At 63.4% G+C, this 25,099-nt stretch carries 21 protein-coding genes; 7 read left to right on the top strand and 14 right to left on the bottom strand.

Annotated elements, in window-relative coordinates; genetic code table 11:
* The first annotated feature begins 5 nt into the window (after nt 1-5).
* Nucleotides 6-1,040 carry an OmpA family protein gene (locus QQ992_RS08375; protein WP_016714850.1) on the top strand — a complete coding sequence of 345 codons (1,035 nt, stop codon included), beginning with the start codon at nt 6-8 and terminating at the stop codon, nt 1,038-1,040.
* Between the two features lie 57 nt (nt 1,041-1,097).
* Here QQ992_RS08375 and cobA read toward each other — a convergent pair whose 3' ends face one another.
* The 5 genes from cobA to QQ992_RS08400 all read right to left on the bottom strand — a co-directional run bounded on the left by cobA (nt 1,098) and on the right by QQ992_RS08400 (nt 6,752).
* Nucleotides 1,098-1,838 carry a uroporphyrinogen-III C-methyltransferase gene (cobA, locus tag QQ992_RS08380; protein WP_286112987.1) on the bottom strand — a complete coding sequence of 247 codons (741 nt, stop codon included), beginning with the start codon at nt 1,836-1,838 and terminating at the stop codon, nt 1,098-1,100.
* A 27-nt stretch (nt 1,839-1,865) separates the two neighbouring features.
* On the bottom strand, nt 1,866-3,536 hold the full coding sequence (locus QQ992_RS08385) for a bifunctional protein-serine/threonine kinase/phosphatase (protein WP_286112988.1): 1,671 nt from the start codon (nt 3,534-3,536) through the stop codon (nt 1,866-1,868).
* A gap of 9 nt (nt 3,537-3,545) precedes the next feature.
* The gene (locus QQ992_RS08390; RefSeq protein WP_286112989.1) at nt 3,546-4,757 is read right to left on the bottom strand and encodes a nitrate/nitrite transporter; all 1,212 of its coding nucleotides are present in this window, start codon (nt 4,755-4,757) and stop codon (nt 3,546-3,548) included.
* A gap of 192 nt (nt 4,758-4,949) precedes the next feature.
* Nucleotides 4,950-5,525, bottom strand: coding sequence for an ANTAR domain-containing response regulator (locus QQ992_RS08395; protein ID WP_016714854.1), 576 nt, complete (start codon nt 5,523-5,525; stop codon nt 4,950-4,952).
* 12 nt (nt 5,526-5,537) lie between these two features.
* Complete coding sequence (locus QQ992_RS08400) at nt 5,538-6,752, bottom strand: CmpA/NrtA family ABC transporter substrate-binding protein (RefSeq protein ID WP_286112990.1); 1,215 nt, start codon at nt 6,750-6,752, stop codon at nt 5,538-5,540.
* Nucleotides 6,753-6,908: 156 nt separating this feature from the next.
* Between QQ992_RS08400 and QQ992_RS08405 the strand changes: the two genes are divergently transcribed.
* Complete coding sequence (locus QQ992_RS08405; RefSeq protein WP_119370785.1) at nt 6,909-7,934, top strand: quinone-dependent dihydroorotate dehydrogenase; 1,026 nt, start codon at nt 6,909-6,911, stop codon at nt 7,932-7,934.
* Nucleotides 7,935-8,031: 97 nt separating this feature from the next.
* On the opposite strand, the gene rmf is transcribed toward QQ992_RS08405, so the two are convergent.
* Nucleotides 8,032-8,247, bottom strand: coding sequence for a ribosome modulation factor (rmf, locus tag QQ992_RS08410; RefSeq protein WP_003248687.1), 216 nt, complete (start codon nt 8,245-8,247; stop codon nt 8,032-8,034).
* A gap of 560 nt (nt 8,248-8,807) precedes the next feature.
* Here rmf and rlmKL point away from each other — a divergent pair.
* Together rlmKL and QQ992_RS08420 are read left to right on the top strand one after the other, a co-directional pair.
* Nucleotides 8,808-11,000: a bifunctional 23S rRNA (guanine(2069)-N(7))-methyltransferase RlmK/23S rRNA (guanine(2445)-N(2))-methyltransferase RlmL gene (rlmKL, locus tag QQ992_RS08415; RefSeq protein ID WP_286112991.1), complete on the top strand. Its 2,193-nt coding sequence runs from the start codon at nt 8,808-8,810 to the stop codon at nt 10,998-11,000.
* A gap of 94 nt (nt 11,001-11,094) precedes the next feature.
* Nucleotides 11,095-13,485 carry a sensor domain-containing diguanylate cyclase gene (locus QQ992_RS08420; protein WP_286112992.1) on the top strand — a complete coding sequence of 797 codons (2,391 nt, stop codon included), beginning with the start codon at nt 11,095-11,097 and terminating at the stop codon, nt 13,483-13,485.
* A gap of 182 nt (nt 13,486-13,667) precedes the next feature.
* Here the strand turns inward: QQ992_RS08420 and dacB are convergent, their stop codons facing one another.
* From dacB to QQ992_RS08460, 8 genes are all read right to left on the bottom strand, one after another.
* Nucleotides 13,668-15,125 carry a D-alanyl-D-alanine carboxypeptidase/D-alanyl-D-alanine endopeptidase gene (dacB, locus tag QQ992_RS08425; protein WP_286112993.1) on the bottom strand — a complete coding sequence of 486 codons (1,458 nt, stop codon included), beginning with the start codon at nt 15,123-15,125 and terminating at the stop codon, nt 13,668-13,670.
* Nucleotides 15,126-15,327: 202 nt separating this feature from the next.
* Nucleotides 15,328-15,672 (bottom strand): YggL family protein, encoded by a 345-nt coding sequence (locus QQ992_RS08430; protein WP_003248695.1) that lies wholly within the window; start codon nt 15,670-15,672, stop codon nt 15,328-15,330.
* A gap of 34 nt (nt 15,673-15,706) precedes the next feature.
* Nucleotides 15,707-19,342 carry an ATP-binding protein gene (locus QQ992_RS08435; RefSeq protein WP_286112994.1) on the bottom strand — a complete coding sequence of 1,212 codons (3,636 nt, stop codon included), beginning with the start codon at nt 19,340-19,342 and terminating at the stop codon, nt 15,707-15,709.
* A gap of 8 nt (nt 19,343-19,350) precedes the next feature.
* The gene (locus QQ992_RS08440; protein ID WP_019096177.1) at nt 19,351-19,968 is read right to left on the bottom strand and encodes a response regulator transcription factor; all 618 of its coding nucleotides are present in this window, start codon (nt 19,966-19,968) and stop codon (nt 19,351-19,353) included.
* 273 nt (nt 19,969-20,241) lie between these two features.
* Entirely contained in the window at nt 20,242-21,573 is a 1,332-nt protein-coding gene (locus QQ992_RS08445; protein ID WP_286112997.1) for a deoxyguanosinetriphosphate triphosphohydrolase, read from the bottom strand.
* A gap of 104 nt (nt 21,574-21,677) precedes the next feature.
* The gene (locus QQ992_RS08450; RefSeq protein ID WP_060498850.1) at nt 21,678-22,007 is read right to left on the bottom strand and encodes a hypothetical protein; all 330 of its coding nucleotides are present in this window, start codon (nt 22,005-22,007) and stop codon (nt 21,678-21,680) included.
* Nucleotides 22,004-22,378: a phage holin family protein gene (locus QQ992_RS08455; RefSeq protein WP_016714868.1), complete on the bottom strand. Its 375-nt coding sequence runs from the start codon at nt 22,376-22,378 to the stop codon at nt 22,004-22,006. The genes QQ992_RS08450 and QQ992_RS08455 overlap by 4 nt, the downstream gene beginning before the upstream one ends.
* A 9-nt stretch (nt 22,379-22,387) precedes the next feature.
* Nucleotides 22,388-22,702 carry an ElaB/YgaM/YqjD family protein gene (locus QQ992_RS08460; RefSeq protein ID WP_198750075.1) on the bottom strand — a complete coding sequence of 105 codons (315 nt, stop codon included), beginning with the start codon at nt 22,700-22,702 and terminating at the stop codon, nt 22,388-22,390.
* Between the two features lie 315 nt (nt 22,703-23,017).
* On the opposite strand from QQ992_RS08460, the gene QQ992_RS08465 reads away from it, so the two are divergent.
* From QQ992_RS08465 to QQ992_RS08475, 3 genes are all read left to right on the top strand, one after another.
* On the top strand, nt 23,018-24,226 hold the full coding sequence (locus QQ992_RS08465) for an ammonium transporter (RefSeq protein WP_286112998.1): 1,209 nt from the start codon (nt 23,018-23,020) through the stop codon (nt 24,224-24,226).
* Between the two features lie 71 nt (nt 24,227-24,297).
* Entirely contained in the window at nt 24,298-24,537 is a 240-nt protein-coding gene (locus QQ992_RS08470; RefSeq protein ID WP_019096182.1) for a glutaredoxin family protein, read from the top strand.
* Between the two features lie 88 nt (nt 24,538-24,625).
* Nucleotides 24,626-25,057 (top strand): D-Ala-D-Ala carboxypeptidase family metallohydrolase, encoded by a 432-nt coding sequence (locus QQ992_RS08475; RefSeq protein ID WP_286113000.1) that lies wholly within the window; start codon nt 24,626-24,628, stop codon nt 25,055-25,057.
* Nucleotides 25,058-25,099 lie beyond the last annotated feature (42 nt).

Here is a 25,099-nt window from a genome sequence, read left to right on the forward strand (position 1 = left end):
AACGGATGAAATTGAAAAACACCTTGGGCTTGGCCATTGGTTCGCTCGTAGCCGCCACTTCGATTGGCGCTATGGCACAAGGTCAAGGCGCCGTCGAGACCGAAGTTTTCTACAAGAAAGAATTCTTCGACAGCCAGCGCGACTTCAAGAACGACGGCAACCTGTTCGGCGGCTCGATCGGTTACTTCCTGACCGACGACGTTGAACTGCGTCTGGGCTACGACGAAGTACACAACGCTCGTGGCGAAGACGGCAAGAACATCAAGGGCTCGAACACCGCCCTGGACGCCGTTTACCACTTCAACAACCCGTACGACGCTATCCGTCCGTACGTTTCCGCTGGTTTCTCGCACCAGTCGCTGGGCCAGACCGGCCGTGGCGGTCGTGACCACTCCACCTTCGCCAACGTTGGCGCTGGCGCCAAGTGGTACATCACCGACATGTTCTACGCCCGTGCCGGCGTAGAAGCTCAGTACAACATCGACCAGGGCGACACCGAGTGGGCTCCAAGCGTTGGTGTTGGCCTGAACTTCGGCGGTAGCCCGAAGCAAGCCGCAGCCGCTCCGGCTCCAGTTGCTGAAGTCTGCTCCGACTCCGACAACGACGGCGTTTGCGACAACGTCGACAAGTGCCCAGACACCCCGGCCAACGTTACCGTTGACGCCGACGGCTGCCCGGCTGTTGCCGAAGTCGTTCGTGTTGAGCTGGACGTGAAGTTCGACTTCGACAAGTCGGTCGTCAAGCCAAACAGCTACGGCGACATCAAAAACCTGGCTGACTTCATGAAGCAGTACCCACAAACCACCACCGTGGTTGAAGGTCACACTGACTCCGTGGGTCCAGACGCTTACAACCAGAAGCTGTCCGAGCGTCGTGCCAACGCTGTCAAGCAAGTGCTGACCCAGCAGTACGGCGTAGAATCCAGCCGTGTTGACTCGGTAGGCTACGGCGAAACCCGTCCGGTTGCTGACAACGCCACCGAAGAAGGCCGTGCTATCAACCGTCGCGTTGAAGCTCAGGTAGAAGCTCAGTCCAAGTAATTGGCCTGATGTTTCATGAAAAACCCGGCCTCGGCCGGGTTTTTCTTTGCTCGGATTTTACCCGGCGACTGCCAACAGTCTCTGAACCTGTCGTTCGTCAACCACCTCGCCAATCACCAGAATCGCTGGGCTACGCAAACCAAATCCCTGCGCATCTTCGACCATCCCCCGCACATCGCTCCTGCACTCTCGCTGCTGCGGCAATGAGGCATTTTCGATCATCGCCACTGGCATTCCGGGTGCCATGCCACCCTCCAGCAACCCCTGGCGAATCTGCTCCAGTCGCGCGACCCCCATGTACACCACCAACGTCGTTCCACCCTGGGCCAATGCCTCCCAGTTCAGCTCGCTGTCGTCCTGAGTATGCGCCGTCACCAGCGTCACCCCTCGGCTCACCCCGCGTGAGGTCAGCGAAATCCCGCATTGCGTGGCGCCTGCCAGACCGGCCGTGATGCCGTTGACCAACTCCACCTCAATACCATGCCCCTGCAGCCACAGTGCCTCTTCGCCGCCACGGCCGAAAATGCACGGGTCGCCACCCTTGAGCCGCACCACGCAACGCCCTTGCCGAGCATGGCGCAACATCAGGCGCTGGATGAACGCCTGTGGCGTGGAGCGGCAGCCGCCGCGCTTGCCCACGGCAATCACCCGGGCCTGCGGGCAATGCTCCAGCACCGCCGGGTTGACCAGGTCGTCGATCATTACCACTGCCGCTTGCTGCAAGGCACGCACGGCCTTGAGGGTGAGCAGTTCAGGGTCGCCAGGGCCGGCGCCTACCAGCCAGACTTTTGCATTCATCGGGTATTCCTCGTTGGCAGGGTGCGCTCAGCCTTTGAGCAGGCCAAGCAGCAGGATCAGGTTGAGTAGCAACGACAGCAGGGCCAGGGTGCGCCATACCTTCAATGGCTCGCGTTCCAGCAAGGGGCGTGGCCTGTCAGGCAGCTCTTGACGGTCGCCACGCTCAAGCAGCAACAACCAGTGTTCGGCCGTTTCGAAGCGCTGCGTCGGGTCGGCCGCCACCGCCTGCTGCAGGTTGTGCTGCAGCCATTCCGGCAAGTCGGGGCGGTAGCGTGCAGCGTTGACTGGCTGACCGAAGCGCGGGCGCTGAAAGGCTTCCACCTCGCCATACGGGTAGTGCCCGGTCAGCAGGTGATACAGCGTCACGCCCACGGCATATAAGTCCTGGCGCGGGCTGGGTGGTTGGCCGTCGAACGCTTCCGGGGCGATGTACGAGGGCGTGCCGGGCACATCGTGCGGCGAGTCTTCGGAAAGGCCGGGGCAATAGGCCAGGCCGAAATCCAGCAGGCGCAGTTGGCCGTCGCTGCCCAGGTGCAGGTTGTCTGGCTTGATGTCGCGGTGCAGCAGGTTGCGCCGGTGCAGCACACCGACCGCCTGCAGCAGTTGCCGGGCCATTTCGAGCCACTGCGGCAGGGGCAGCGGACCATGCTCGGCCAGCAGCGTCGCAAGGTTTTGACCGGAGTATTCGCGCATGACGTAGTACAAGTGTTGCCGTTGGCTGGCCGCATGCAGCTCGGGGAAGTGCCGGCCCGCAACGCGTCGCAGAAACCACTCTTCGAGCAACAGCGCCTGTGCAGCACCGGATGCTTGCTCGCGTTCGGCAGGTAAGGTCTTGAGCAGCCAAGGCTGGCCCTGGCTGTCGCGCACCCGGTACAGCAGCGACTGGCGGCTTTGTGAAAGCAGGCAGTCGGCCCGCCAGTCATCGATCAGTTGCCCCTCGCGCAGCGCGCCGGGCACCGGCCACTGCTGCAATTGCGCCAGGGTATCGCCCAGGTTGGCGGTGCCCAGCTGTTCGACGTGCACCAGCAAGGCACTGGCATTGTCCTGGCTGCCATTGAGGTGCGCGCTGGCAACCAGCGTGTCGACGGCCTGTTGCAAGTCGGTCTGATCGCGTAGCACGGCCTGGATGTGTTGGTCGCCCAGGCTGGCCCAGACCCCGTCGCTGAGCAGCAGGAAGCATTCACCCGGTTGCAGTTCGCCTTCGAGGTAATCCACCAGCAGGTGTTGGTCCAGGCCCAGCGCGCGTTTCAGCACATGCTGCATGCCCGGTTGATCCCATACATGGTCTTCGCTCAGGCATTGCAAGTGCCCGGCGTGCCAGCGATACACGCGACAGTCACCGACATGGGCCAGCGTGAAGCGCCGGCCCCGTAGCACCAGTGCGCTAAGGGTGGTCAATAACGGCTGGCCGCTGCCCTGGGCGCGCAACCAGCGGTTCTGAGCCAGCAACAGGCGGTCCAGGGCCTGGGCCACGCTCCAGGTGGCGGGGGTGGCGTAGTAGTCCAGGGCCAGTGCCTGCAAGCTGGCCCGTGCGGCCAGGCCACCATCGGCGCATTGGCTGACGCCGTCGGCGAGGGCGAACAGGTAGCCCTTGCTGGCGGCCAGCTCCGGCGCCGGGGTGACCAGGCGCAGGGCATCCTGGTTTTCCTCGCGCGGCCCGGTAGCGCTGGCCTGGGCGAACTTCAGTTGCAGGCTCATGGGTGTCCCTCAGACCCGTGCAGCGGTCACGGCTGCCGAGCCCCAGGTGGTGCGCCAGCGTTGTTTCACGCCATGCAGGCCGAACCAGGCCAGCAGGCCCAGGCTGGCGAACAGCCACAACCCCAACTGGTAGTCACCGGTGTGCTGCTTAATGGTGCCAAGCCCGGCCGCCAGCAGGAAACCACCGATACCGCCGGCCATGCCGATCAGCCCGGTCATCACGCCGATCTCCAGGCGGAAGCGCTGTGGCACCAACTGGAAAACCGCACCATTACCGGCGCCCAGGCCAAGCATGGCGCTTACGAACAGCGCCAGTGCGGCGGCTGCGGACGGCAGGTTGAAACCGACTGCCGCAATGCAGATGGCTGCCACGCTGTACATGCCCAACAGGGTGCGGATACCGCCGAAGCGGTCGGCCAGGGCACCGCCGAGCGGGCGCATCAGGCTGCCGGCGAATACGCAGGCGGCGGTGTAGTAGCCGGCGGTGACCGGGCTCAGGCCGTACTGGTCGCTGAAGTAGCCGGGCAGGGCGCTGGCCAGGCCGATGAAGCCGCCAAAGGTGACGCTGTAGAAGAACATGAACCACCAGCTGTCACGGTCGCCGAGGGCCTTGAGGTAGTCGGCCATGGCTTTCGGTTTTGGGCGCTGCGGGGCATTGCGCGCCAGCAGGGCGAACACCACCAGCGCCAGCGACAATGGAATCAGCGCGAAGCCGAACACATTGTTCCAGCCAAAGCCGGCAGCCAGCGCCGGGGCCAGCAGGGCGGCGAACACCGTGCCGGAGTTGCCGGCACCGGCGATGCCCATGGCCTTGCCCTGATGCTGCGGCGGGTACCACTGTGAAGCCAGCGGCAACGACACGGCAAACGACGCACCGGCAAAGCCGAGGAACACGCCCAGCAGCAGGGCCTGTTCGTAGCTGTGCACACCCAGGTACCAGGCGCATGCCAAGGCGACGATGACGACCACCTGGCCGATCAGCCCGGCTGTTTTGGGTGACAGGCGGTCAACCAGCACGCCCATGGCGAAGCGCAGGATCGCCCCGGCCAGGATCGGCGTGGCCACCATCAGGCCCCGTTGTTGTGCGCTCAGTTGCAAGTCGGCGGCAATCTGCACCGCCAGCGGGCCCAGCAGGTACCAGACCATGAAGCTGAGGTCGAAGTACAGGAACGCGGCGAACAGCGTGGGCACATGCCCGGATTTCCAGAAGCTGGTACTCATCGAACACCTCACTCGGCAATGCAACGGAACGAAAAAGACGCCGCCACCCGCTCCACGGTCGTGGAGGGGAGAGCGACGTCTTTGTCGGGATTTAAGTGGGGCAACCGCCGTTGGCTACCGGTGTAAATACATCAGCAAGAGCCGGGCCAACATTCAAAATGTGGCGCGCTCCTACAGAGACCGCGTGTGCAGTCAGCCCAGCATTTCGTGCATGGCAATGATCTGCTCGGCCACCTGGATCAGCTTCTGCTGTCGGCTCATGGCCTGGCGGCGCATCAGGGTGTAGGCCTGTTCTTCGTTGCAGTCTTTCATCTTCATCAGCAAACCCTTGGCCTGCTCGATGCGCTTGCGTTCGGCCAGCTGCTGGTCGCGTGCCAGCAGCTGCGCCTTCAGCGCCTGGTCACTTTCAAAGCGGGCCATGGCCACATCCAGAATCGGCTGCAGCCGGGCAGCATGGATGCCTTCGACGATGTAGGCACTAACGCCTGCCTGGATCGCCTGGCGCATCACACCAGGGTCGTGCTCGTCGGTGAATAGCACGATGGGGCGCGGCTGGTCGCGGCTGACCAGCACCACCTGTTCCATCACGTCGCGGTCCGGTGAGTCGGTATCGATCAGTACCACATCCGGGCGCACCGTTTCGACGCAGGCGGGCAGGTCGATGGTCAGGCCTGGGGCTTCGGTAACCTCGAAGCCGGCCTCGATCAACGCCGCCTTGAGGCGGCCGAGTTTGTTCTGGGTGTCGTCGATCAGCAGAATGCGCAACATGGTTGTCCCCCCTCACGCGCCGACGCGGGCATCGGGCAGGTCGCCCAGGGCATGCAGGCTGAAGCTGCGGGCATAGCCATAAGGGTCGCTGCCGTCCCAGCGGGTGCCATCGATCAGCAGGCTGTTGCGCATCGGCTGTTCGGGGCACGCGACGCCCAGGCTTTGCGCCGCCTCGCTGTACAGCGCCAACTGCTGAACCTGCCGAGCCACACCCAGATAGTCGGGGTCTTCGCGCAACAGGCCCCAGCGGCGGAACTGGGTCATGAACCACATGCCGTCGGACAGGTACGGCAGGTTGGCCCGGCCCTGGTCGAACAGGCGCAGGGCGTGCGGGTCTTGCCAGTGGTTGCCCAGGCCATCCTGATAATGGCCGAGCAGACGGGGCTCGATGCTGTCCAGCGGGGTGTCCAGGTAGGCGTTGCCGCTAAGCAGTTGCGCAGTGCTGCGACGGTTTTCGGGGCTTTGCTCGATAAACCGGCTGGCGGCGAGGATCGCCTTGATGAGCGCGCGGGCGCTGTTGGGGTAGTGTTCGGCGAAGGCGCGAGCACACGCCAGCACCTTTTCCGGATGGTCTGGCCATATCGACTGGCTGGTGGCCAGCGTAAAGCCCTGGCCCTTGGCCACAGCATCGGCGGCCCAAGGCTCGCCCACGCAGAAACCGTCGATGCGCCCTGCCTGGATATGCGCGGCCATCTGGGCTGGCGGCACCACGACGCTGTCCACATCGCGCAGCGGGTGGATGCCCTGGCTGGCCAGCCAGTAATACAGCCACATGGCGTGGGTGCCGGTGGGGAAGGTCTGGGCGAAGGTCAGGCGTGCGCCATGCTGGTGCACCAGGCGCGCCAATGCTTCAGGGTTGGTCACGCCTTTGCGCTGCAGGGCCGGGGAGAGGTTGATGGCCTGGGCGTTCTGGTTCAGGCCCATGAGCACCGCCATGTCGCTGGCCGGTACGCCACCGATGCCCAGGTGCACGGCATACACCAGGCCATACAGGCAGTGCGCGGCATCCAGCTCGCCGCTGACCAGCTTGTCGCGCAACCCGGCCCAGGAGCCTTGGCGCTTGAGGTTGAGGGTAAGGCCGTATTGCTGGGCGAAGCCCTGGGTGGCGGCGACCACCACCGAGGCGCAGTCGGTCAGGGCCATATAGCCGATGTTCAGGCTGGGCTTTTCCGGCGCGTCACTGCCATTGACCCAGGCCAGGGGCGTTGCTCGGGGTACGGTGTTCACAAGGTTCCTCGCCTGTACTGATAAGGCTGTGGGCCAAACCGGTGCAACCGATGTGCCAAGGGTGGCCGGGGCGCGCAGCGGCCCCACGATTTGCTGTCCTGCCAGCCCCAGGCTGGCTATAATCGCCCCCTCACTCACCCCGAGCCTTGCCCGCCCATGTATACCCTGGCCCGCCAGCTGCTGTTCAAGCTTTCCCCGGAAACCTCCCACGACCTGTCCCTGGACCTGATCGGTGCCGGTGGCCGTCTTGGCCTCAATGGCATGCTGTGCAAGCAGCCGGCGGCATTGCCGGTTTCGGTCATGGGCTTGAACTTCGCCAACCCGGTGGGCCTGGCCGCAGGCCTGGACAAGAACGGCGCGGCCATCGACGGCTTTGCCCAGCTGGGCTTCGGCTTTGTCGAAATCGGCACCGTCACCCCGCGTCCGCAACCGGGCAACCCCAAGCCGCGGTTGTTCCGCCTGCCGGAAGCGACGGCGATCATCAACCGCATGGGCTTCAACAACCTGGGCGTCGACCACCTGCTCGGCCGCGTGCAGGCGTCGCGTTACAACGGCGTGCTGGGCATCAACATCGGCAAGAACTTCGACACCCCGGTCGAGCGCGCCGTGGATGACTACCTGATCTGCCTGGACAAGGTGTACACCGCCGCCAGCTACATCACCGTCAACGTCAGCTCGCCGAATACCCCGGGCCTGCGCAGCCTGCAGTTCGGCGATTCGCTCAAGCAGTTGCTCGATGCCCTGGCCGAACGCCGCGAGCAACTGGCGGCTACCCATGGCAAGCGTGTACCGCTGGCCATCAAGATCGCCCCGGACATGAGTGACGAAGAAACGGCGCTGGTGGCTGCCGCGCTGATGGAGTCGGGCATGGATGCGGTGATCGCCACCAACACCACGCTGGGCCGTGAAGGTGTCGAGGGGCTGCCGTATGGCGGCGAGGCGGGTGGCCTGTCGGGCGCGCCGGTGCTGGAAAAGAGCACCCACATTGTCAAGGTGCTGGCAGGCGAGCTGGGCGGCAAGTTGCCGATCATTGCCGCGGGTGGCATTACCGAAGGCCGTCACGCTGCCGAGAAGATCGCTGCCGGTGCGAGCCTGGTACAGATCTACTCAGGCTTCATCTACAAGGGGCCAGCGTTGATTCGTGAAGCGGTCGATGCCATTGCGGCACTACCGCGCGGGTAAACGGCAGGCATAAAAAAGGGCCCCGTCAAGGGGCCCCTGGGCCGCAGCCCGCCGCCCGGATAGGGCGCGCATGGTGACTCGAATTCAGTGTCCTCGTTCAGCCAACGGCGTGATTTTCGTTGAGTCTATGGATGCCAGCGGTGCCAGTCATTCCGTCCCAGTTATCACCGCGACCTTCGCGCCAGCCGTTGATCCAGGCTTGGCGAACAGAAGGAAGATTGAAGGGGCAAAGTTCGCGGGATTTGCCGGTGACCCCGTATTGGTAGCCACGTGAATATGCTCTTTCCAACGGATCACGCTTAAGTCTTCTCATAGGGTGTTGCCCTCACTTGTTGACTGTAATGTCCCGTCGGCCTCTCCGAGGCCGGGCAGAGTCTTTCTGCCGGTTTGCGCCCGCTGCCGGCGTGGCGGGCTGAAGGTGCCGCCTCGTTGCGAAGCGGCCTGAGACCAGTTCTATCGAATGCGAGTCACGGTGTGAATGATCGATTTGTCATAAGCACGTAACCTTTCCTAGGGTGAGGGGATAAGTAAATAAATGCGACTCAACCTTGTTTGGCGTTGAGCCCGCTGTGATCGGGGTTTGCTGAACATTGACGTCATTTCGCCAGCGTTGCTTGCGGATGACAGAAATAATTTGAAATGCGACGAAGGGTCACATCGCCCCGGTTATCGCCAGAATTTTTCATACTGCCTGATGATCTAAGCTGTCTTGGCCACCGGGCCGAGTGCAGATCGGTCAGGTGGCCTGGCCTTTCGCTGCACGTTCATGTGCCAGGAAGGGCCACCCGCACGCCTGCTGGAAAGGCCTGCGGGCAAACATCGCGGGGTGATGCGTTGCCTCGTCAGTCAATAGCCCAAGGCTCTGGAATACTCATGTCGGACCGTTTCGAACTCTACCTCACCTGCCCCAAAGGCCTTGAAGGCCTGCTTGCCGAAGAGGCCAAAGGCCTTGGCCTGGACGAAGTGCGTGAGCACACATCGGCCATTCGCGGCGCCGCCGACATGGAAACCGCCTACCGCCTGTGTGTCTGGTCACGCCTGGCCAACCGGGTGTTGCTGGTGCTCAAGCGCTTCTCCATGAAGAACGCCGACGACCTCTACGATGGCGTGCACGCGGTCGACTGGGCCGACCACCTGGCAGCCGATGGCACCCTGGCGGTGGAGTTCAGTGGCCATGGTTCGGGCATCGACAACACCCACTTCGGTGCGCTGAAGGTCAAGGACGCGATCGTCGACAAGTTGCGCAACCGTGAAGGCCTGCGCCCGTCGGTGGAAAAAATCGACCCTGACGTGCGTGTGCACCTGCGCCTGGACCGTGGCGAGGCCATTCTCTCCCTCGACCTGTCCGGCCACAGCCTGCACCAGCGTGGCTACCGCCTGCAGCAAGGCGCTGCGCCGCTGAAGGAAAACCTGGCGGCTGCAGTGTTGATCCGTTCTGGCTGGCCGCGCATTGCCGCCGAGGGTGGCGCGTTGGCCGACCCGATGTGCGGTGTGGGTACCTTCCTGGTCGAGGCCGCGATGATCGCCGCCGACATCGCGCCCAACCTCAAGCGTGAGCGCTGGGGCTTCAGTGCCTGGTTGGGCCATGTGCCGGCGCTGTGGCGCAAGGTGCATGACGAAGCGCAGGCGCGTGCACAGGCGGGCCTGGCCAAGCCGCCGCTGTGGATCCGTGGCTACGAGGCCGACCCGCGGCTGATCCAGCCGGGCCGCAACAACGTCGAGCGTGCCGGCCTGGGCGACTGGGTGAAAATCTACCAGGGCGAAGTCAGCACCTTCGAGCCGCGCCCGGACCAGAACCAGAAAGGCCTGGTCATCAGCAACCCGCCCTACGGCGAGCGTCTGGGTGATGAAGCCAGCCTGCTGTACCTCTACCAGAACCTCGGCGAGCGCCTGCGCCAGGCCTGCATGGGCTGGGAGGCAGCGGTGTTCACCGGCGCGCCGCAGCTGGGCAAGCGCATGGGCATTCGCAGCCACAAACAGTACGCGTTCTGGAACGGCGCCTTGCCGTGCAAGCTGCTGCTGTTCAAGGTGCAGCCTGACCAGTTCGTTACCGGCGAGCGTCGCGAAGCACAACCTGAGGGGGTGGAAACCCGCCAGCAACCCGCCGTTGCCAGCGAACCGGCGCGCCTTTCGGAAGGCGCGCAGATGTTTGCCAACCGGTTGCAGAAAAACCTCAAGCAACTGGGCAAGTGGGCCCGCCGCGAACAGGTCGACTGCTACCGCCTGTACGATGCCGACATGCCCGAGTACGCGTTGGCTGTTGACCTGTACCATGACTGGGTGCATGTGCAGGAGTATGCCGCGCCACGCTCGATCGACCCGGAAAAGGCTCAGGCGCGACTGCTCGATGCGTTGGCAGCCATCCCGCAGGCGCTGGGCATTTCGCCGCAGCGCGTAGTGCTCAAGCGCCGCGAGCGCCAGAGCGGCACCCGCCAGTACGAGCGCCAGGCGACCGAGGGCCGTTTCCAGGAGGTGAACGAAGGTGGCGTCAAGCTGCTGGTCAACCTCACCGACTACCTCGACACCGGGCTGTTCCTCGACCATCGCCCGATGCGCATGCGCATCCAGCGCGAGGCGGCCGACAAGCGCTTCCTCAACCTGTTCTGCTACACCGCCACCGCCACCGTGCATGCGGCCAAGGGCGGTGCGCGCAGCACCACCAGCGTCGACCTGTCGAAAACCTACCTGGACTGGGCGCGGCGCAACCTGGCGCTTAATGGCTTCTCTGAGCGCAACCGCCTGGAGCAGGGTGATGTGATGGCGTGGCTGGAGGGTAACCGCGACAGCTACGACCTGATTTTCATCGACCCGCCCACCTTCTCCAACTCCAAGCGCATGGAAGGCGTGTTCGACGTGCAGCGTGATCACGTTCAACTGCTGGACCTGGCCATGGCCCGTCTGGCGCCGGGCGGTGTGTTGTACTTCTCCAACAACTTCCGCAAGTTCCAGCTGGACGAGCACCTGATGGCGCGTTATGCGGTGGAGGAAATCACCGCCCAGACCCTGGACCCGGACTTCGCCCGTAACAACCGGATTCACCGGGCCTGGCGCCTGCAGCTGCGCTGAACCGACGAGGTACATTGCGCGGCTAATGGCCAATAGCTATAAATGTGGGCAGGGCAAGATAATCCGCAGGACGCTGACGTGACGAGATGGGTGTATGTCAAAGTGTGGCGTGCGTGCGCGGTTATCTGGCCTGTGCACAGAGACGGTGTCCGCGTGGGCGGTGGCGCTGGTGGCCTTGGTGGCGGGCGGTCTGTTGACGGCCGCCTTGGCGCTGGCCGCACAGGCGTTTTACAAGCAGCAGTTGCGCCAGCGCTTCGAATTGCTGGCCAGCGAACGCTACAGCCGTATTGCCGAGCGCTTTGATGAACAACAGCAGCGCCTGGATGGCCTGCGGCGGTTCTTCAGCTTTTCCAACGAAGTGACACCACGCGAATTTGACGGTTACGCCCGGCCGTTGCTGCAGCGTACCTTGGCCTACGCCTGGGCGCCGCGTGTCGAAGCCGCGCAGCGCGCCGCGTTCGAGCAGCATGCCCGCGAGCATTCCGGCCCGGACTATGTGATCCGTGACCAGGATGCGCAAGGCCAGTGGCACCCCGCACCGTTGCGCGACCATTACTTCCCTGTGTTGTATACCCAATCCGGTGAAATGCCCGGGCTGCCTTATGGGCTGGATCTTGCCGGCCAGGGTGAGCCCCAGGCTGCCCTGGCGCGGGCGCTCGGGCCTGGCAGCATGGCGGTGTCCGAGCCCTTGGCCATGTACGATATTCCTTCGTATGCGCGCGGCCTGGTGCTGGTAGCCCCCGTGTTTTCCGATGCCAACCCGCATGGCGCTGCAGTGGGCTATGTGGTGGCGTTGTTGAGCATGCGCGAGATGGTCAGCGATGGGCGCCCTGTGGCAGCGGATGACAACCTGGTGGTGCGTATCGTCGACCCGTCCGGGTTGCAAGGGCCGCAAGTGTTGTACGACTCGCAGAACCAGGTTGCCCCGTTGTCGCTGAGCAGCAACCAGCTGCTGCACCTGGCAGACCACCACTTCCAGCTGAGCATCCTGCCGAGCCAGGCCTTCGTGCGGGCCAACCGCTCATCGGCGGTACTGGCGGTCGGCCTGCTGGGCGGGTTGTTGAGCCTGCTGCTCAGTGCCTTGCTCTACAGCCTGTTCAGCCAGCGCCAGCGTGCCCTGGCCCTGGTCGAGCAGCGTACTGCCGAGTTGCGGGTCAGCGAGCAGTCCTTGCGCGGCACCCATAATCAGTTGCGCAGCGTATTGGAGGCTGCGACCCAGGTGGCCATTATTGCCACCAACCTCAAGGGCGAAGTCAGCACGTTCAACACGGGGGCCGAGCGTATGCTGGGTTACTCGGCCAGCCAGGCCATCGGCCAGTTGCGCCTGGAGGACCTGGTGCTGCCGGACGAGTTGAGCCTGCGTGCGCATGCGCTCAGCCAGCGTTTTGGCCGGCACATCGCCGGTGGCCAGGCGCTGTTTGCAGAAACAGTTTACGAACGAGGCGCCGAGCCGGGTGAGTGGACCTTGCTACGCGCCGATGGCAGCCAGTTGGTGGCCAACATGCTGGTCACGGCCATGCTTGACGAACAGGGCCTGTGGGTTGGCTACCTGGCCATCTGCATCGATGTCACCGAGCGGCGTCGGGTACACGAGGCACTGGCGGCGCGCGACCGGCTGCTGGAAAAGCTCAGTGCCGAGGTGCCGGGCGGTATTTATCAGTATCGCCTGGATGCCGATGGGCATTCGTGCTTCCCCTACGCCAGCAAAGGCCTTTACGACATCTACGAAGTGGACCTGCAGCAGTTGCGCGAAGATGCCTCGGTGGTGTTCGAGCGTATCCACCCCGATGACCTGGAGCGCGTGCGCCGTTCGGTCCGTTACTCGGCCGAGCACCAGGCACCCTGGCGCGAGGAATACCGGGTGTGCCTGCCACGCGCCGGCCTGCGCTGGGTGCGTGGTGAAGCGACGCCGGAGGTGGGTGAGCAGGGCTGTACCTTGTGGCATGGCTACCTGACGGACATCTCGGACCTCAAGGGTGTGGAGGAAGAGTTGCGGGCGCTGTCGGTGACCGATTCACTGACCGGGATTCATAACCGCCGCTACTTCCAGGAACGGCTCAAGATCGAACTGGAGCGGGCTCAGCGTGATGGCTTGGCGCTGGCCGTGATCATGCTCGATATCGATCACTTCAAGCACATCAACGACCGCTTCGGCCATGCCGTCGGCGACCGGGTGCTGCGCAGCCTGTGCCAGCGTATCGGCCAGCGCTTGCGGCGTACCGATGTGTTCTGCCGGTTGGGTGGAGAGGAATTCATGGTGCTGTGCCCGGGCAGTGATGCCGAGCAGGCGCGGTTGCTGGCACTGGAGTTGTGGCATGGGCTGCGCAATGTGCCGGTGGACGGCGTGGGCAAGGTGACGGCCAGCTTTGGTGTGGCGGGATGGCGGCCGGGGGAGGGCGCCGATGCCCTGTTGTTGCGGGCGGATGCGGGGGTGTATGCAGCCAAGCAGGCTGGGCGGGACAGGGTGGAAGGCGAGTCCACCTGACTTGTCATTGCAGGGGGCGCGATCAGTGTAGGAGCGGCCTTGTGTCGCGATGGGCTGCGCAGCAGCCCCGGCAGTTCATGCTGCGAAGCTGAAATCCTGGGGCTGCTGCGCAGCCCATCGCGACACAAGGCCGCTCCTACACCGATCGTGTCAGCCGGTCATAGGGTGAAGGAGCGGTAAAGTCAGTTGGCTGCAGTGCTGCCCGCCAGCTTCGGCTGGCGATACAGGTCCAGCAGCACCTGGTCGAGCACCTGCGAAGCCCCCCATGGTTTCGGGTCGTTGAGGATTGCCGCCACTGCCCAGGTATGGCCGTTGCTGTCACGGCTGAAACCGGCAATCGCCCGGACGGTGTTCAGCGTGCCGGTCTTGATGTGCCCTTCACCGGTCATGGCTGTGCGCTTGAGGCGCTTGCGCATGGTGCCGTCCATGCCCACCAGCGGCATCGAGCTCATGAACTCGGCGGCGTAGGGGCTCTTCCAGGCGGCCTGCAGCATCTCGGCCATTTCCCGGGTGCTGACCCGTTCGGCACGCGACAGCCCTGAGCCGTTTTCCATCACCAGGTGCGGCGCGGTAATGCCTTTCTTCGCCAGCCACTGGCGGACCACGCGTTGCGCGGCACGGGCGTCGTCGCCGTCGGCATCGGTGCGGAACTGCGCGCCAAGGCTCAGGAACAGCTGCTGGGCCATGGTGTTGTTGCTGTACTTGTTGATGTCGCGGATCACTTCCACCAGGTCTGGCGAGAAGGCGCGGGCCAGCAGGCGTGCACCTTTGGGCACGTTCTCGATGCGGTCGCCACCCTGGATGTTGCCACCCAGCTCGTTCCAGATCGCGCGCACGGCACCGGCGGCGTAGGTCGGGTGGTCGAGCAGCGACAGGTAGGTCTGCGAGTTGCAGCCTTCACCCAGCTGGCCGCTGACGGTTACGCTGATGCCATCGGCTTGAGGTACCGGGTTGTAGCGCACATCACCCGTGCACTGCTTGGACGCCACGGCCTTGACTTGGTTGTCGATGCGAATGCTGGCAATAGGGGGTTCGACCGCGATGGTAACCTTGCCACCATCGTTGCGGGCCACGAAGCGCAGGGCCTTGAGGTTGACCAGCAGCGAGTCGGGTTTGACCAGGAACGGCTTGTTTTCATCGCCGCCGTCATCGTTGAACTGCGGCAGGTTGGGCTGCACGAAGTGGCTGCGGTCCAGCACCAGGTCACCGGTGATGGTGCGCACGCCATTGGCGCGCAGGTCACGCATCAGCAACCAGAGCTTTTCCATGTTCAGCTTCGGGTCGCCGCCACCTTTGAGGTACAGGTTGCCGTTGAGCACGCCATTGCTCAGGGTACCGTCGGTGTAGAACTCGGTTTTCCACTGGAAGGTGGGGCCAAGCAGCTCGAGGGCGGCATAGGTGGTAACCAGTTTCATGGTCGAGGCCGGGTTCACCGAAACATCGGCATTGAACACGGTCGGGGTGCCGGGCCCGTCCAGCGGCAGCATTACCAGCGACAGCGCCGTGTCCTGCAGCTTGTTGGCTTTGAGCGCCTGCTGCACTTTGGCGGGCAGGGTGGTATTGACGGCGGCGGCGTGGCTGGGCAATGCGAGTGGCAACAGCAGGCCGGCAAGAACGAAGGGACGAAGCGTTTTGATCATAATGAAAAAATACCCTGCAGCGAGGGAAAAGGGCATTGGGGCTGTAAGAGATGATGGCCCCAGGACGAAAGAGTACGCATTATGCCCCAAGCGTAGCGACGATGCGCCACGTTCGACGGAAAAGCACGGCAGATAAAAAGCACCGACCATAAAAAAGGCCACCCAGAAGGGTGGCCTTTTCAGTGATCAAACCGGGCAGGAATTACTCAGCCTTGTTGATCGGCTTTTCCGGGTACCAGGCGTCCAGCAGCGGGCTGACTTCGATTTTGGTCAGTTCGCTGCGGCCCTTGAGCCAGGCTTCTACGGCGGCGCGTTGTTCTTCGCTGACCGAACCGCGCTTGACCGAGCACACCAGGCCGAAATCGTCACCGCCTACATAGTCCAGGCCGTTGGCGTCCATGGCTTCTTCCAGGAACGCATCGAGGAAAGCATCGATTGCCTGGTCATCCAGATCTTCCTTGAATTCCAGGTTCAGCTCGAAGCCCAATTCCTGAAACTCGTCGACACACAGCTTCTTGCGCAGACGACGGGAGCGGTTTGTGGCCATGAAACAATCCTCTTAGGTAATAACGCCGCGCAGTCTACCAGTTAACACGGCTGGCTGCCTGCGTATCGGTGCTTGGGGGCAACTCTTGGGCCAGGGCCAGCTCTACCCGCCGCATGTGCCGCGCCAATGCCTGGCGTCGCAGGCGCAACTGGACAGTAGGCAAGCCACCAGGCTCCAGTGCTTCGCAGGCGGCCATCAGGTCGGGCGCTTCGAGCATGCGCGCGGCGCTGAGCACTTTGTGGGCCTGTTCGGCAATGGCATCGGCGTCGTGCTCCGGGTGCAGCGCCATCAAGGTGGAAAGATCGGCCTGCAGGCTCTGCTGCAGGGTCTGCAGAAAACGCCGACGGTCGGCGGGGTCATGCCCGACTACTGCAGCCAGGCCGTCCAGGTGATACAGGGGGCGTCGGCGCTTGCGCTGCCGGCGTGGGTTGATGCCGGCCAGGCGCTGGCTGAGGGTGCTCAGGCTGATGGGCTTGAGCAGACAGTCGTCCATGCCGGCGCTCAGGCACTTGCGACGTACTTCTGGTTGAGCGTTGGCGGTATAGCCAAGAATGGTGCAGCGTAGCCGGTTGCCATGGCGCTCTTCGGTACGCACGGCTGTCGCCAGCTGGTAGCCGTTCATGTGCGGCATGTTGCAGTCGAGTACCAGCACATCGAAGTTGCCCGCCCGCCAGGCGGCCAGGCCTTCACGGCCATCGCGGGCGCTGGCGTGTTCCAGGCCCAGGTAGGCAAGCTGCTGTGTCATCAGTTGCAGGTTGGCCGGATGGTCGTCGATCACCAGCACGTTCAGCCGCGGGTCGGGCACATCAAGCTTTTCGATCAGCGGTGCCGGCTGCACTTGCGCATCAACCTGTTGCAGCGGCATTTTCAGGCAGACTTGGGTGCCGACCCCTTCGAGGCTTTTGAGGGTCAGGTTGCCACCCATCATTTCGCACAGGTTGCGGCAGATGGTCAGGCCCAACCCGGTCCCTGCGCGCGCGCCCTGGCTATGCGGGTTGGCCTGGACGAACGGGGTGAACAGGCGTTGCAGGTCGTCGGCGTGGATGCCGATGCCACTGTCACGCACTTCCAGTTGCAGTACGGCGGGCGTGCTGGTGCCGTTGTCCCGCAGGTCGGCGCTGATACGCACCTGGCCATGCTCGGTGAACTTGATGGCGTTGCTGACCAGGTTGGACAGCACCTGTTTGAAGCGCAGGGGGTCGAGCAAGGCATGGCAGCGCGCGGCCGGCGTGATCATCACCTCGAGTGCCAGGCCTTTCTGCCGCGCCTGGCCCTCGAAGATGCGCCCGACCGACTCCACCAATGCGGCCAGGTCTACGGCCTCCGGCGCCAGGGTCAGGTGCCCGGACTCGATGCGCACGATATCGAGGATATCGCCGATCAGGCCCAGCAGGTCTTTGGCCGAATGATGGGCAAGCTCCAGTGCGCCACGGTCCAGCCGACCTTGGTCGGCGCGCTTCACCGCCAGTTCGAGCATGCCGATCACGGCATTCATCGGCGTGCGTATTTCGTGGCTGATAGTGGCCAGGAAGGTGCTTTTGGCGCGATTGGCATCGTCGGCCTGTTGTTTGGCCTGGCGCAGCTCCAGCACCAGTTGGCGGCGATCGCTGATGTCGATCCAGCCGCCGATGATGCCCTGGATTTCTCCCAGTGAGTCGCGGTACGGCAGTATCCAGTGATAAATGGTCAGCTCTCGTCCCTTGATCCGCAGGGGGCGGTCCATGATCAACGGCGAGCCTGCGGCCATGACTTTCAGGTAATCGGCCTGGATTTGGCGGGTTTGCTCGGGATTGGCGAACAGGCTGTTTTCGAGCTGCTTGCCAATGACCTCATCGGACTTGGCCTGCACGGCTTCCAGGTAGCTGTAGTTGCAGCTTTTCAGGCAGCCCTCGCGGTCACGCACATACATGGGGTGGGGGGTGCCGTTGAGCAGTGCGCGCATGAATGCCAGTTGGTCGTTCAGGGCGCGTTCGGCGCGGTGGCGCTGGCGAATCTGCAGGCGCAGGCGAGCGTTCCAGAGCAAGGCCAGCAGCAGAAGCACGGCAGTGCCCAGCACCACCTGCAAGGTGAGGCGGCTGTAACCCTTGGCGTTGCTGTCTTCGTGCCGGCCAAACCCGCGCCAGCGGTTGTTGATAACCCCCAGCTCCTCCGGTGAGATGCTGAGCAGTGCCTTGTCGAGGATCGACAACAGGGCCGGTGAAGGGGCCATGGTGGCCATGGCAAAGTTGGCGGGGTCGCTGCCCACTGACGAGCGGATCACCAGTTCCGGGTTGCTGGCCAAGGCGTGGTTGGCATCGATCAGGGTGGTAATCACTGCATCGACGGCACCACTGTTGAGCAGCGCCATGGAGTAGAACGCGCTTTCGGTCTCGACCCAGCCGATCTGCGGATAGTACCGGGACAGCATGGCATCCATGGCGCTGTAGCGGGTAATGGCGATGCGATGCCCCTGCAGTTGTTCCAGCGAGCTCAGTGCCTTGTTGTCCTTGTGGCTGACCAGTACGTAGGCGCTTTCCAGGTAGGGGCGGCTGATTAGCAGGTCGTCCCCCGCCGCCCTGGCGCTGGCCAATGCGGCGATGACATCGGCCCGGCCATCCTTGAGGCGGGCAATCATGTCGGCAATGCCACTGGCACGTTGTACTTCGAAGCGTAACCCCGTGCGCAGGCGGATGAGCTCCAGCAGGTCGGCCGTGATGCCGCGAAAATGCCCCGAATCATCGAAATAGGAGAGGGGTGCAGCCGTGTCATCAATCGCCACGCGCATCACCGGATGCTGCTGCAGCCACTGTTGCTCGGCCTCGCTCAATTGCAGTTGGCGGTCGCTCAGCAGTTGGTCGCTGCCAGCACTCCAGCGCTTGAAGATGCTGGTGCGCATGGCCGGGGTCTGGCTGTCGAGGACAACGTTCACCAGCTCCAGCAGCAGTGTGTCTTGCTGGCGCAAGGCAAAGCCGAAGCCGATGGCCTCGTGCTTGCCGAAGTTGGCCATGCGCAGGCGTGGCAGGTGGCCGCGATTGAGCTGGTAGTGCGTGGAGATGGTGTCGCCGATGAACACGTCGGCCTGGCCGAATGCCACGGCATTCAGTGCCTGGCTGGAAGAGCCGAAGGCCAGCAGCTCGGCCTTGGGGTAGGCGCTGTGTACCTCCTGTTTGGGCAGGTAGTGGTAGAGCATGCCCAGGCGCATGCCGGTCAGGTCCGTGTCCATCGCCCGGCTTTCATCTTCGCGCGTTACCAGTACCGGTTGGTCGATGGCATAGGGCTGTGACAGCGCCAGGCCGTCGCTGGCCGCTTCGTAGCCATTGGCGCTGCCGAGCAAATCGATATCACCCTGCCTGAGCGCCTCCACCGCCGCCTGCCGGCTGGAAAAGCGCAGCACCCGGACGGGTAACTGCAGGGCTTTGCCGATCAGGTTTGCATACTCGGCGGTCAGGCCTTGGTAGGCGCGGCCGCCACTGGTGATGTCGAACGGCGGGTAGTCGGGTGCCGACGTCCCAAGTACCAGTTCCTGACGGCCTTCAAGCCATAACCGTTGTTCGGGCGTGAACAGGAGCTGGGCCGGCCCGGCCGATGACCGTGCCAGCAACGTGTAGGACGATGCTTCGCGATTGGTAGCGTGTGTCGCGCTGCTTGAAAGCAGCAGGGCGAGCAGCAGGCGGGCGATAGTGCGGGCCATGACCACCTTCAGACAAGCGCGTTGCGCTTGGCCATCTCGATCAGGTCCACCAGCGTGTTGACCTGAAGCTTGTGCATGAGGCGCTTTTTGTAGGTGCTGACGGTTTTGCTGCTGAGGAACATGCCTTTGGCAATTTCCTTGTTGCTGCGGCCTTGGGCGAAGAGTTGCAGTACCATCAGTTCGCGGTCATTCACCTGACGAAAAAGTTGCAGGTCGGTGCCGGTAGTCGGGTTGTTATTGATTGCCTGGCTGGGGAAGTAGTTATATCCAGCCAGGACCGCCTTGATTGCACTGAGCAGTTCACCCAGGTCTTCTTGCTTGCACACGTAACCCGCAGCACCTGAGTGCATGCAGCGCACGGCAAACAATGCCGGGGATTGTGCAGTCAATACCAGAACCTTCAAGGGCAGGGCCATCGACTGAAAACGGGAAAGGACCTCCAGGCCGTCTAGCTTGGGGATGCTGATGTCGAGGATGACCAGGTCGGGGTTGCTCTCCCGGATCATCTGCATGGCGTCCACGCCGTTGTCCGACTCGCCGGCAATCTTGTAGTTCTGGTTTTCCAGCAGCATACGGACGGCCAGGCGAATGACCGGATGGTCGTCAACAATAAATATGGAGTGCATGTTCAACTTCCCTGCGGTCGTTTGGGGTGACAGGTGGCACCTTATCGCAGTTGGAAGTCGCCGGGCATGCGAGGATGGGCTGTTAGCCCTATATGGGAAATGGCTTACAAGATAAAACAAAACCGGCTACGAAATGGGCATGTTTAACTCGATGTCAAAGCGCATTTGGTAACTTTTCATTGATTTTTATTCGTGTTGTTTAATTTGCCGTCAGTATATGTAGGAAGTTTCCTGCAATGAGCGGTGCAGCCGAGCCAGGCTGCACCGCACAACTCACGTAGGGCTGGAGCGCCCGGTCATTTCGCTGGCCATTTCGCTGGCGTAGCTGTCGGTCATGCCGGCGATGAAGTCGATCATGCGCAGGAAGGCACTGTGCAACGAGGCATGCGGGTCTGGGGCATTGTTGCCGATCAGGTCCAGCACCCGGCGGCTCTTGAACGATGGCGTGCGCCCACCGTGCTGTTCAAGGGCTGCACCGCAGAAGGTGTTCAGCAGAATCTCCAGGGTGGTGTAGGCACCGATTTCATGCAGGGTCTTGCGCTTGTCCTGGAAGATCTTGTTGCGCGCCATGTCCTTGGCCTGCAGCACGCAGCGCTTGGCCGGGCCGTGCATGTGCTCGACCAGGTCGCCCGCCAGTTGCCCGGCCAGCAAGGCGTGCTGCTGCTCGACGAAGGCGTGGGCGGCGGCGTTGGTCAGGTGCTCGATGGCCTTGCCACGCAGAATGGCCAGCTTGCGCCGGCGCGAGTCGCGAGGGCCAAGTTGGCGGTAGGTTTCCGGCAGGTCATCACCGACCAGGTCGAGCAGCAGCGCTTCGACTTCGGCGTATTGCAGCAGCTCCATTTCCAGGCCGTCTTCGAGGTCGATCAGTGCATAGCAGATGTCGTCGGCAGCCTCCATCAGGTACACCAGCGGGTGGCGTGCCCAACGTTGGTCTTCCAGTTGTGGCAACCCCAGTTTGCGGGCGATCTGTTCGAGCAGGGGCAGCTCGCTCTGGTAGCTGCCGAACTTGTGCTTCTTGTAACCCATGGCGTCGGCGTGGCGCGCGCTCCAGGGGTACTTGAGGTAGGTGCCGAGGGTGGCATACGTCAGCCGGGTGCCGCCGTCGAACTGGTGGTACTCCAGCTGGGTAAGCACGCGAAAGCCCTGTGCGTTGCCTTCGAAGTTGAGGAAGTCGGCCCGCTCGTCGTCGTTCATGTCGTCCAGCCAGCCACGCCCGGCGGCTTGCTGGAACCAGTGGCGAATGGCGTCTTCGCCGGAGTGGCCGAAAGGCGGGTTGCCTATGTCGTGGGCCAGGCAGGCCGACTGTACGATCATTCCCAGGTCACTGGGGGCGCACCAGTCCGGCAGGCTTTCGCGCAGGGTTTCGCCGACGCGCATGCCCAGCGAGCGACCGACACAGCTGACTTCCAGCGAATGGGTCAGACGCGTGTGGATATGGTCGTTGCTGGACACCGGGTGTACCTGGGTCTTGCGCCCAAGGCGACGGAAAGCGCCGGAGAAGATGATGCGGTCGTGGTCTTTGTGGAAGGGGCTGCGCCCGAGTTCATCGGCGCTATAGAGGGCTTTGCCCAGGCGTTCGCGGGTGAGCAGGGTGTGCCAGTCCAAGGCGCGGTCTCCTGTGGATCGAAGGCATTAGCTTCCCGTGTCGTGTGCATCTGCGCAAGGGGCAGGGTGGTACCGCCCCTGGGTGGGGGCGGGTCACTCGGGGCTCAGGGGCGGCGGTTGCCTTGCAGGTACAGGCGCACCAACGGCAGCAAGCTGCTCCCCAGCCGCACCAGGCGCGCCAGGTTGCCGCTGCGCACGCCTTTGCCGGTGAGGAAGCCCAGCGCCACCACGGCGCCAATCCCCCACAAGGGCGCATGTTTGATCCCCAGGCCATCGTGCAGCGAGCTGCCCATGCCGCGCACACGGCGCAGCGGTTCCATCAGTTGTCCCGACTCGTGACGGATTTCCTGGCGGTGCATTTCCATGCGCAGGCGCAGCAGCGCCTTGCGCAGTTCGCGTGGGTTACGCGTGTTTGGCAGGTCTGGCAGGCTCATGGCAACAGGCGCTCCCGGTCCTTGGCAAGTTCTTCGAGGGTGGCGCCGAACGGCGATGACTCGTCGAACACCGCCGCCTTCAGGCGTAGCCCGCAGTACAGCGCGGCCATGCCATAGAATACGCACAGGCCGATGATACCGGCCAGGCGATAGCTGTCCCACAGCAGCACCAGCAACAGCCCGGACAGCGCCGTCAGCAGCAGCAGCGCAAATACCAGCGCCAGGCCGGCGAACAGCAGCAGGCTCAAGGTGCGTCCCTTTTGCTCCTGCAATTCGATGCCGAACAGTTCGATGTGGCTGTGCAGCAGGCCCAGCGCGGCGGCGCCCAGGCGCCTGCCCGAGGCGCTGGCGCCGTTGGCGTCATTCTCCATGGGAACCCCTTAGCGCCGGTTGGCCAGCAGGCCGATCAACAGGCCGACGCCGGCGGCGATGCCGATCGCCTGCCACGGGTTTTCCTGCACATACTGCTCGGCGCTGCCCAGCGCAGCCTGGCCGCGTTCGCGCACCGAGTCCTGGGTCAGTTGCAGGGTTTCGCGGGCCTGGGCCAGGCGGTCGTGAATCTGCTCACGCAATTCGTCGGCCTGGTCGCCGGCCAGGTTGGCGGTGTCGGCCAGTAGTTTCTCGGTGTCGCGCACCAAGGCCTGGAAGTCAGCCATCAATATCTCTTGTGCAGTCTTTGCCGATTTGCTGGCCATGGGTCTCTCCCTGTCGATTGAGTGTTGGTATTTCGAGTGATAGCACGCGCGGAAGGTTCAAGTGCCAGTGCTGGTATGGGCCTTGCTAAGTGTTTGCCACGTTGCGGGGCACCGCCGTCACGGCTTGCGCCGATTCAGGGCGCCCATGCAGCGAATACCGATAAACCTTAACCCAATCCACGACAAACCCAAGAAAAAACCACGCAGGCTCCGCCCGGTTCGCCAAAACAGGGCAGGGGGCTGGCACCGATTCGGTGCAGGGATGCAGGTTTTTGAACTGTCCTGGTGCCTTTTTTCAGCAGGTCTGCCTATTTCATGGAAAACATGCACAGCGCGATGGACTCTCTGGTCCACGGTTCCAATACCCTGTTCATTCTGATGGGCGCCATTCTGGTGCTGGCCATGCATGCCGGCTTCGCGTTCCTCGAGGTGGGCACGGTGCGCCACAAGAACCAGGTCAACGCCTTGTCGAAGATCCTCAGCGATTTTGCCATCTCGGCGCTGGTGTACTTCTTTATAGGCTACTGGATCGCCTATGGCGTCAACTTCTTCCAGCCAGCGGCGACGCTGGCTGCCGATCATGGCTACGCGCTGGTCAAGTGCTTCTTCCTGCTGACGTTCGCGGCGGCGATACCGGCGATCATCTCCGGCGGCATTGCCGAGCGGGCGCGCTTTGTGCCGCAACTGTGCGCCACGGCGTTGATCGTGGCGTTCATCTACCCGTTTTTCGAAGGCGTGGTGTGGAACGGCAACCTTGGCGTGCAGGCTTGGCTGCAGGCACGCTTCGGCGCGCCGTTCCATGACTTTGCGGGGTCCGTGGTGGTGCATGCCATGGGCGGCTGGCTGGCACTGGCGGCGGTGCTGTTGCTGGGCGCGCGCCGCGGGCGCTACCGCGATGGCCGGCTGGTGGCGTTTGCGCCGTCGAGCATTCCCTTCCTGGCGCTGGGTTCGTGGATCCTGATCATCGGCTGGTTCGGCTTCAACGTCATGAGCGCCCAGACCTTGCAGGGCGTCAGCGGCCTGGTGGCGATCAATTCATTGATGGCCATGGTCGGCGGCACCCTGTCGGCCCTGCTGGCCGGGCGCAACGACCCGGGCTTCCTGCACAACGGGCCGTTGGCCGGCCTGGTGGCAATCTGCGCCGGCTCCGACCTGATGCACCCGATCGGTGCGCTGGCCACAGGCTTGGTGGCGGGCGCACTGTTCGTCTGGACCTTCACCGCAGCGCAAAACCGCTGGAAGATCGACGACGTGCTGGGTGTGTGGCCGTTGCACGGGCTGTGCGGCGTCTGGGGGGGAATCGCCTGCGGCGTATTCGGTCAGACAGCCCTGGGTGGCATGGGCGGTGTCAGCCTGGTCAGCCAGTTGTTGGGCAGCCTGATGGGTGTGGTTGTGGCCTTGGCCGGTGGCTTTGCCGTGTACGGGGCAATCCGCGCGTTGCATGGCCTGCGCTTGAGCCATGAGCAGGAGTTCCAGGGCGCGGACCTGTCACTGCACCGCATTGGCGCCACCAGCCAGGATTGAGCCAGGTCAGGTGCACGGATGGCGGGACGGACCTAGAATAGGTTTTTCCCAGCCATACCGGAACGTACCCCATGCTGCCTGAATGCCAACTGTTCGGCACCCTCGGCTGCCACCTGTGCGAAGTGGCCGAGGCCGTGCTGATGCCCTTCGTCGATCATGGTCTGTTGGTTGAGCTGGTCGACATCGCCGAGAACGAGGCCCTGTTCGAGCGTTATGGCCTGATCATTCCGGTGCTGCGGCGCTGCGACAACGGCGGCGAGTTGCACTGGCCGTTCGATGCCGAGCAGGTGGTGGCGTTCCTCGCGCAGTGATGGCTCCAGGGGAGCTGCGTCCCTGCTCCAAGGTGATGACGGTGAGCTGATGATCCGGTGCCTACATTCAGTCATCGGGAGCCTCGCCATGTTGATCACCCCGCATTTCACGCTTGATGAAATGACCGTTTCCCAGCTTGCCGCCAGGGACGGCTTTGATAACACGCCACCGCCGCAAGCCCGTGCCAACCTGCAGTTGCTGTGTGGAGCGCTCGAGCAGGTGCGCGCGCTGTTCGATGCGCCCATCATCATCAGCAGCGGCTACCGCAGTGAGAAGGTCAACCAGCTGATCGGCGGCTCCCGGAATAGCCAGCACGTTCAGGGGCTGGCGGCAGATTTCACGGTGATTGAAGTCAGCCCGCGCGATACGGTGCGCAGAATCAGTAACAGCACCATCGCTTTCGACCAGTTGATCCTCGAATTCGATCGCTGGGTGCACCTGTCCGTGACGTGCGACACCCCCCGGCGCCAGGTGCTGACCGTGCGCAAAGGCGGCGGCTATCTGCCGGGGCTGCAATGAACCGCATTGACGGCGGCAAGGGGATGTTCGTATGCTGTATAT

The organism is Pseudomonas kurunegalensis (assembly GCF_030291635.1).
In the GTDB taxonomy this organism is placed as follows: domain Bacteria; phylum Pseudomonadota; class Gammaproteobacteria; order Pseudomonadales; family Pseudomonadaceae; genus Aquipseudomonas; species Aquipseudomonas monteilii.

Coding starts and splice junctions, on each gene's coding strand:
- QQ992_RS08375 (WP_016714850.1), top strand. CDS start 6: ATGAAATTGAAAAACACCTTGGGCTTGGCCATTGGTTCGCTCGTAGCC.
- QQ992_RS08390 (WP_286112989.1), bottom strand. CDS start 4,757: ATGAGTACCAGCTTCTGGAAATCCGGGCATGTGCCCACGCTGTTCGCC.
- rmf (WP_003248687.1), bottom strand. CDS start 8,247: ATGAGAAGACTTAAGCGTGATCCGTTGGAAAGAGCATATTCACGTGGC.
- cobA (WP_286112987.1), bottom strand. CDS start 1,838: ATGAATGCAAAAGTCTGGCTGGTAGGCGCCGGCCCTGGCGACCCTGAA.
- QQ992_RS08385 (WP_286112988.1), bottom strand. CDS start 3,536: ATGAGCCTGCAACTGAAGTTCGCCCAGGCCAGCGCTACCGGGCCGCGC.
- QQ992_RS08460 (WP_198750075.1), bottom strand. CDS start 22,702: ATGGCCAGCAAATCGGCAAAGACTGCACAAGAGATATTGATGGCTGAC.
- QQ992_RS08440 (WP_019096177.1), bottom strand. CDS start 19,968: ATGCACTCCATATTTATTGTTGACGACCATCCGGTCATTCGCCTGGCC.
- QQ992_RS08420 (WP_286112992.1), top strand. CDS start 11,095: ATGTCAAAGTGTGGCGTGCGTGCGCGGTTATCTGGCCTGTGCACAGAG.
- QQ992_RS08465 (WP_286112998.1), top strand. CDS start 23,018: ATGGAAAACATGCACAGCGCGATGGACTCTCTGGTCCACGGTTCCAAT.
- QQ992_RS08470 (WP_019096182.1), top strand. CDS start 24,298: ATGCTGCCTGAATGCCAACTGTTCGGCACCCTCGGCTGCCACCTGTGC.
- dacB (WP_286112993.1), bottom strand. CDS start 15,125: ATGATCAAAACGCTTCGTCCCTTCGTTCTTGCCGGCCTGCTGTTGCCA.
- QQ992_RS08450 (WP_060498850.1), bottom strand. CDS start 22,007: ATGAGCCTGCCAGACCTGCCAAACACGCGTAACCCACGCGAACTGCGC.
- QQ992_RS08405 (WP_119370785.1), top strand. CDS start 6,909: ATGTATACCCTGGCCCGCCAGCTGCTGTTCAAGCTTTCCCCGGAAACC.
- rlmKL (WP_286112991.1), top strand. CDS start 8,808: ATGTCGGACCGTTTCGAACTCTACCTCACCTGCCCCAAAGGCCTTGAA.
- QQ992_RS08475 (WP_286113000.1), top strand. CDS start 24,626: ATGTTGATCACCCCGCATTTCACGCTTGATGAAATGACCGTTTCCCAG.
- QQ992_RS08435 (WP_286112994.1), bottom strand. CDS start 19,342: ATGGCCCGCACTATCGCCCGCCTGCTGCTCGCCCTGCTGCTTTCAAGC.
- QQ992_RS08430 (WP_003248695.1), bottom strand. CDS start 15,672: ATGGCCACAAACCGCTCCCGTCGTCTGCGCAAGAAGCTGTGTGTCGAC.
- QQ992_RS08455 (WP_016714868.1), bottom strand. CDS start 22,378: ATGGAGAATGACGCCAACGGCGCCAGCGCCTCGGGCAGGCGCCTGGGC.
- QQ992_RS08395 (WP_016714854.1), bottom strand. CDS start 5,525: ATGTTGCGCATTCTGCTGATCGACGACACCCAGAACAAACTCGGCCGC.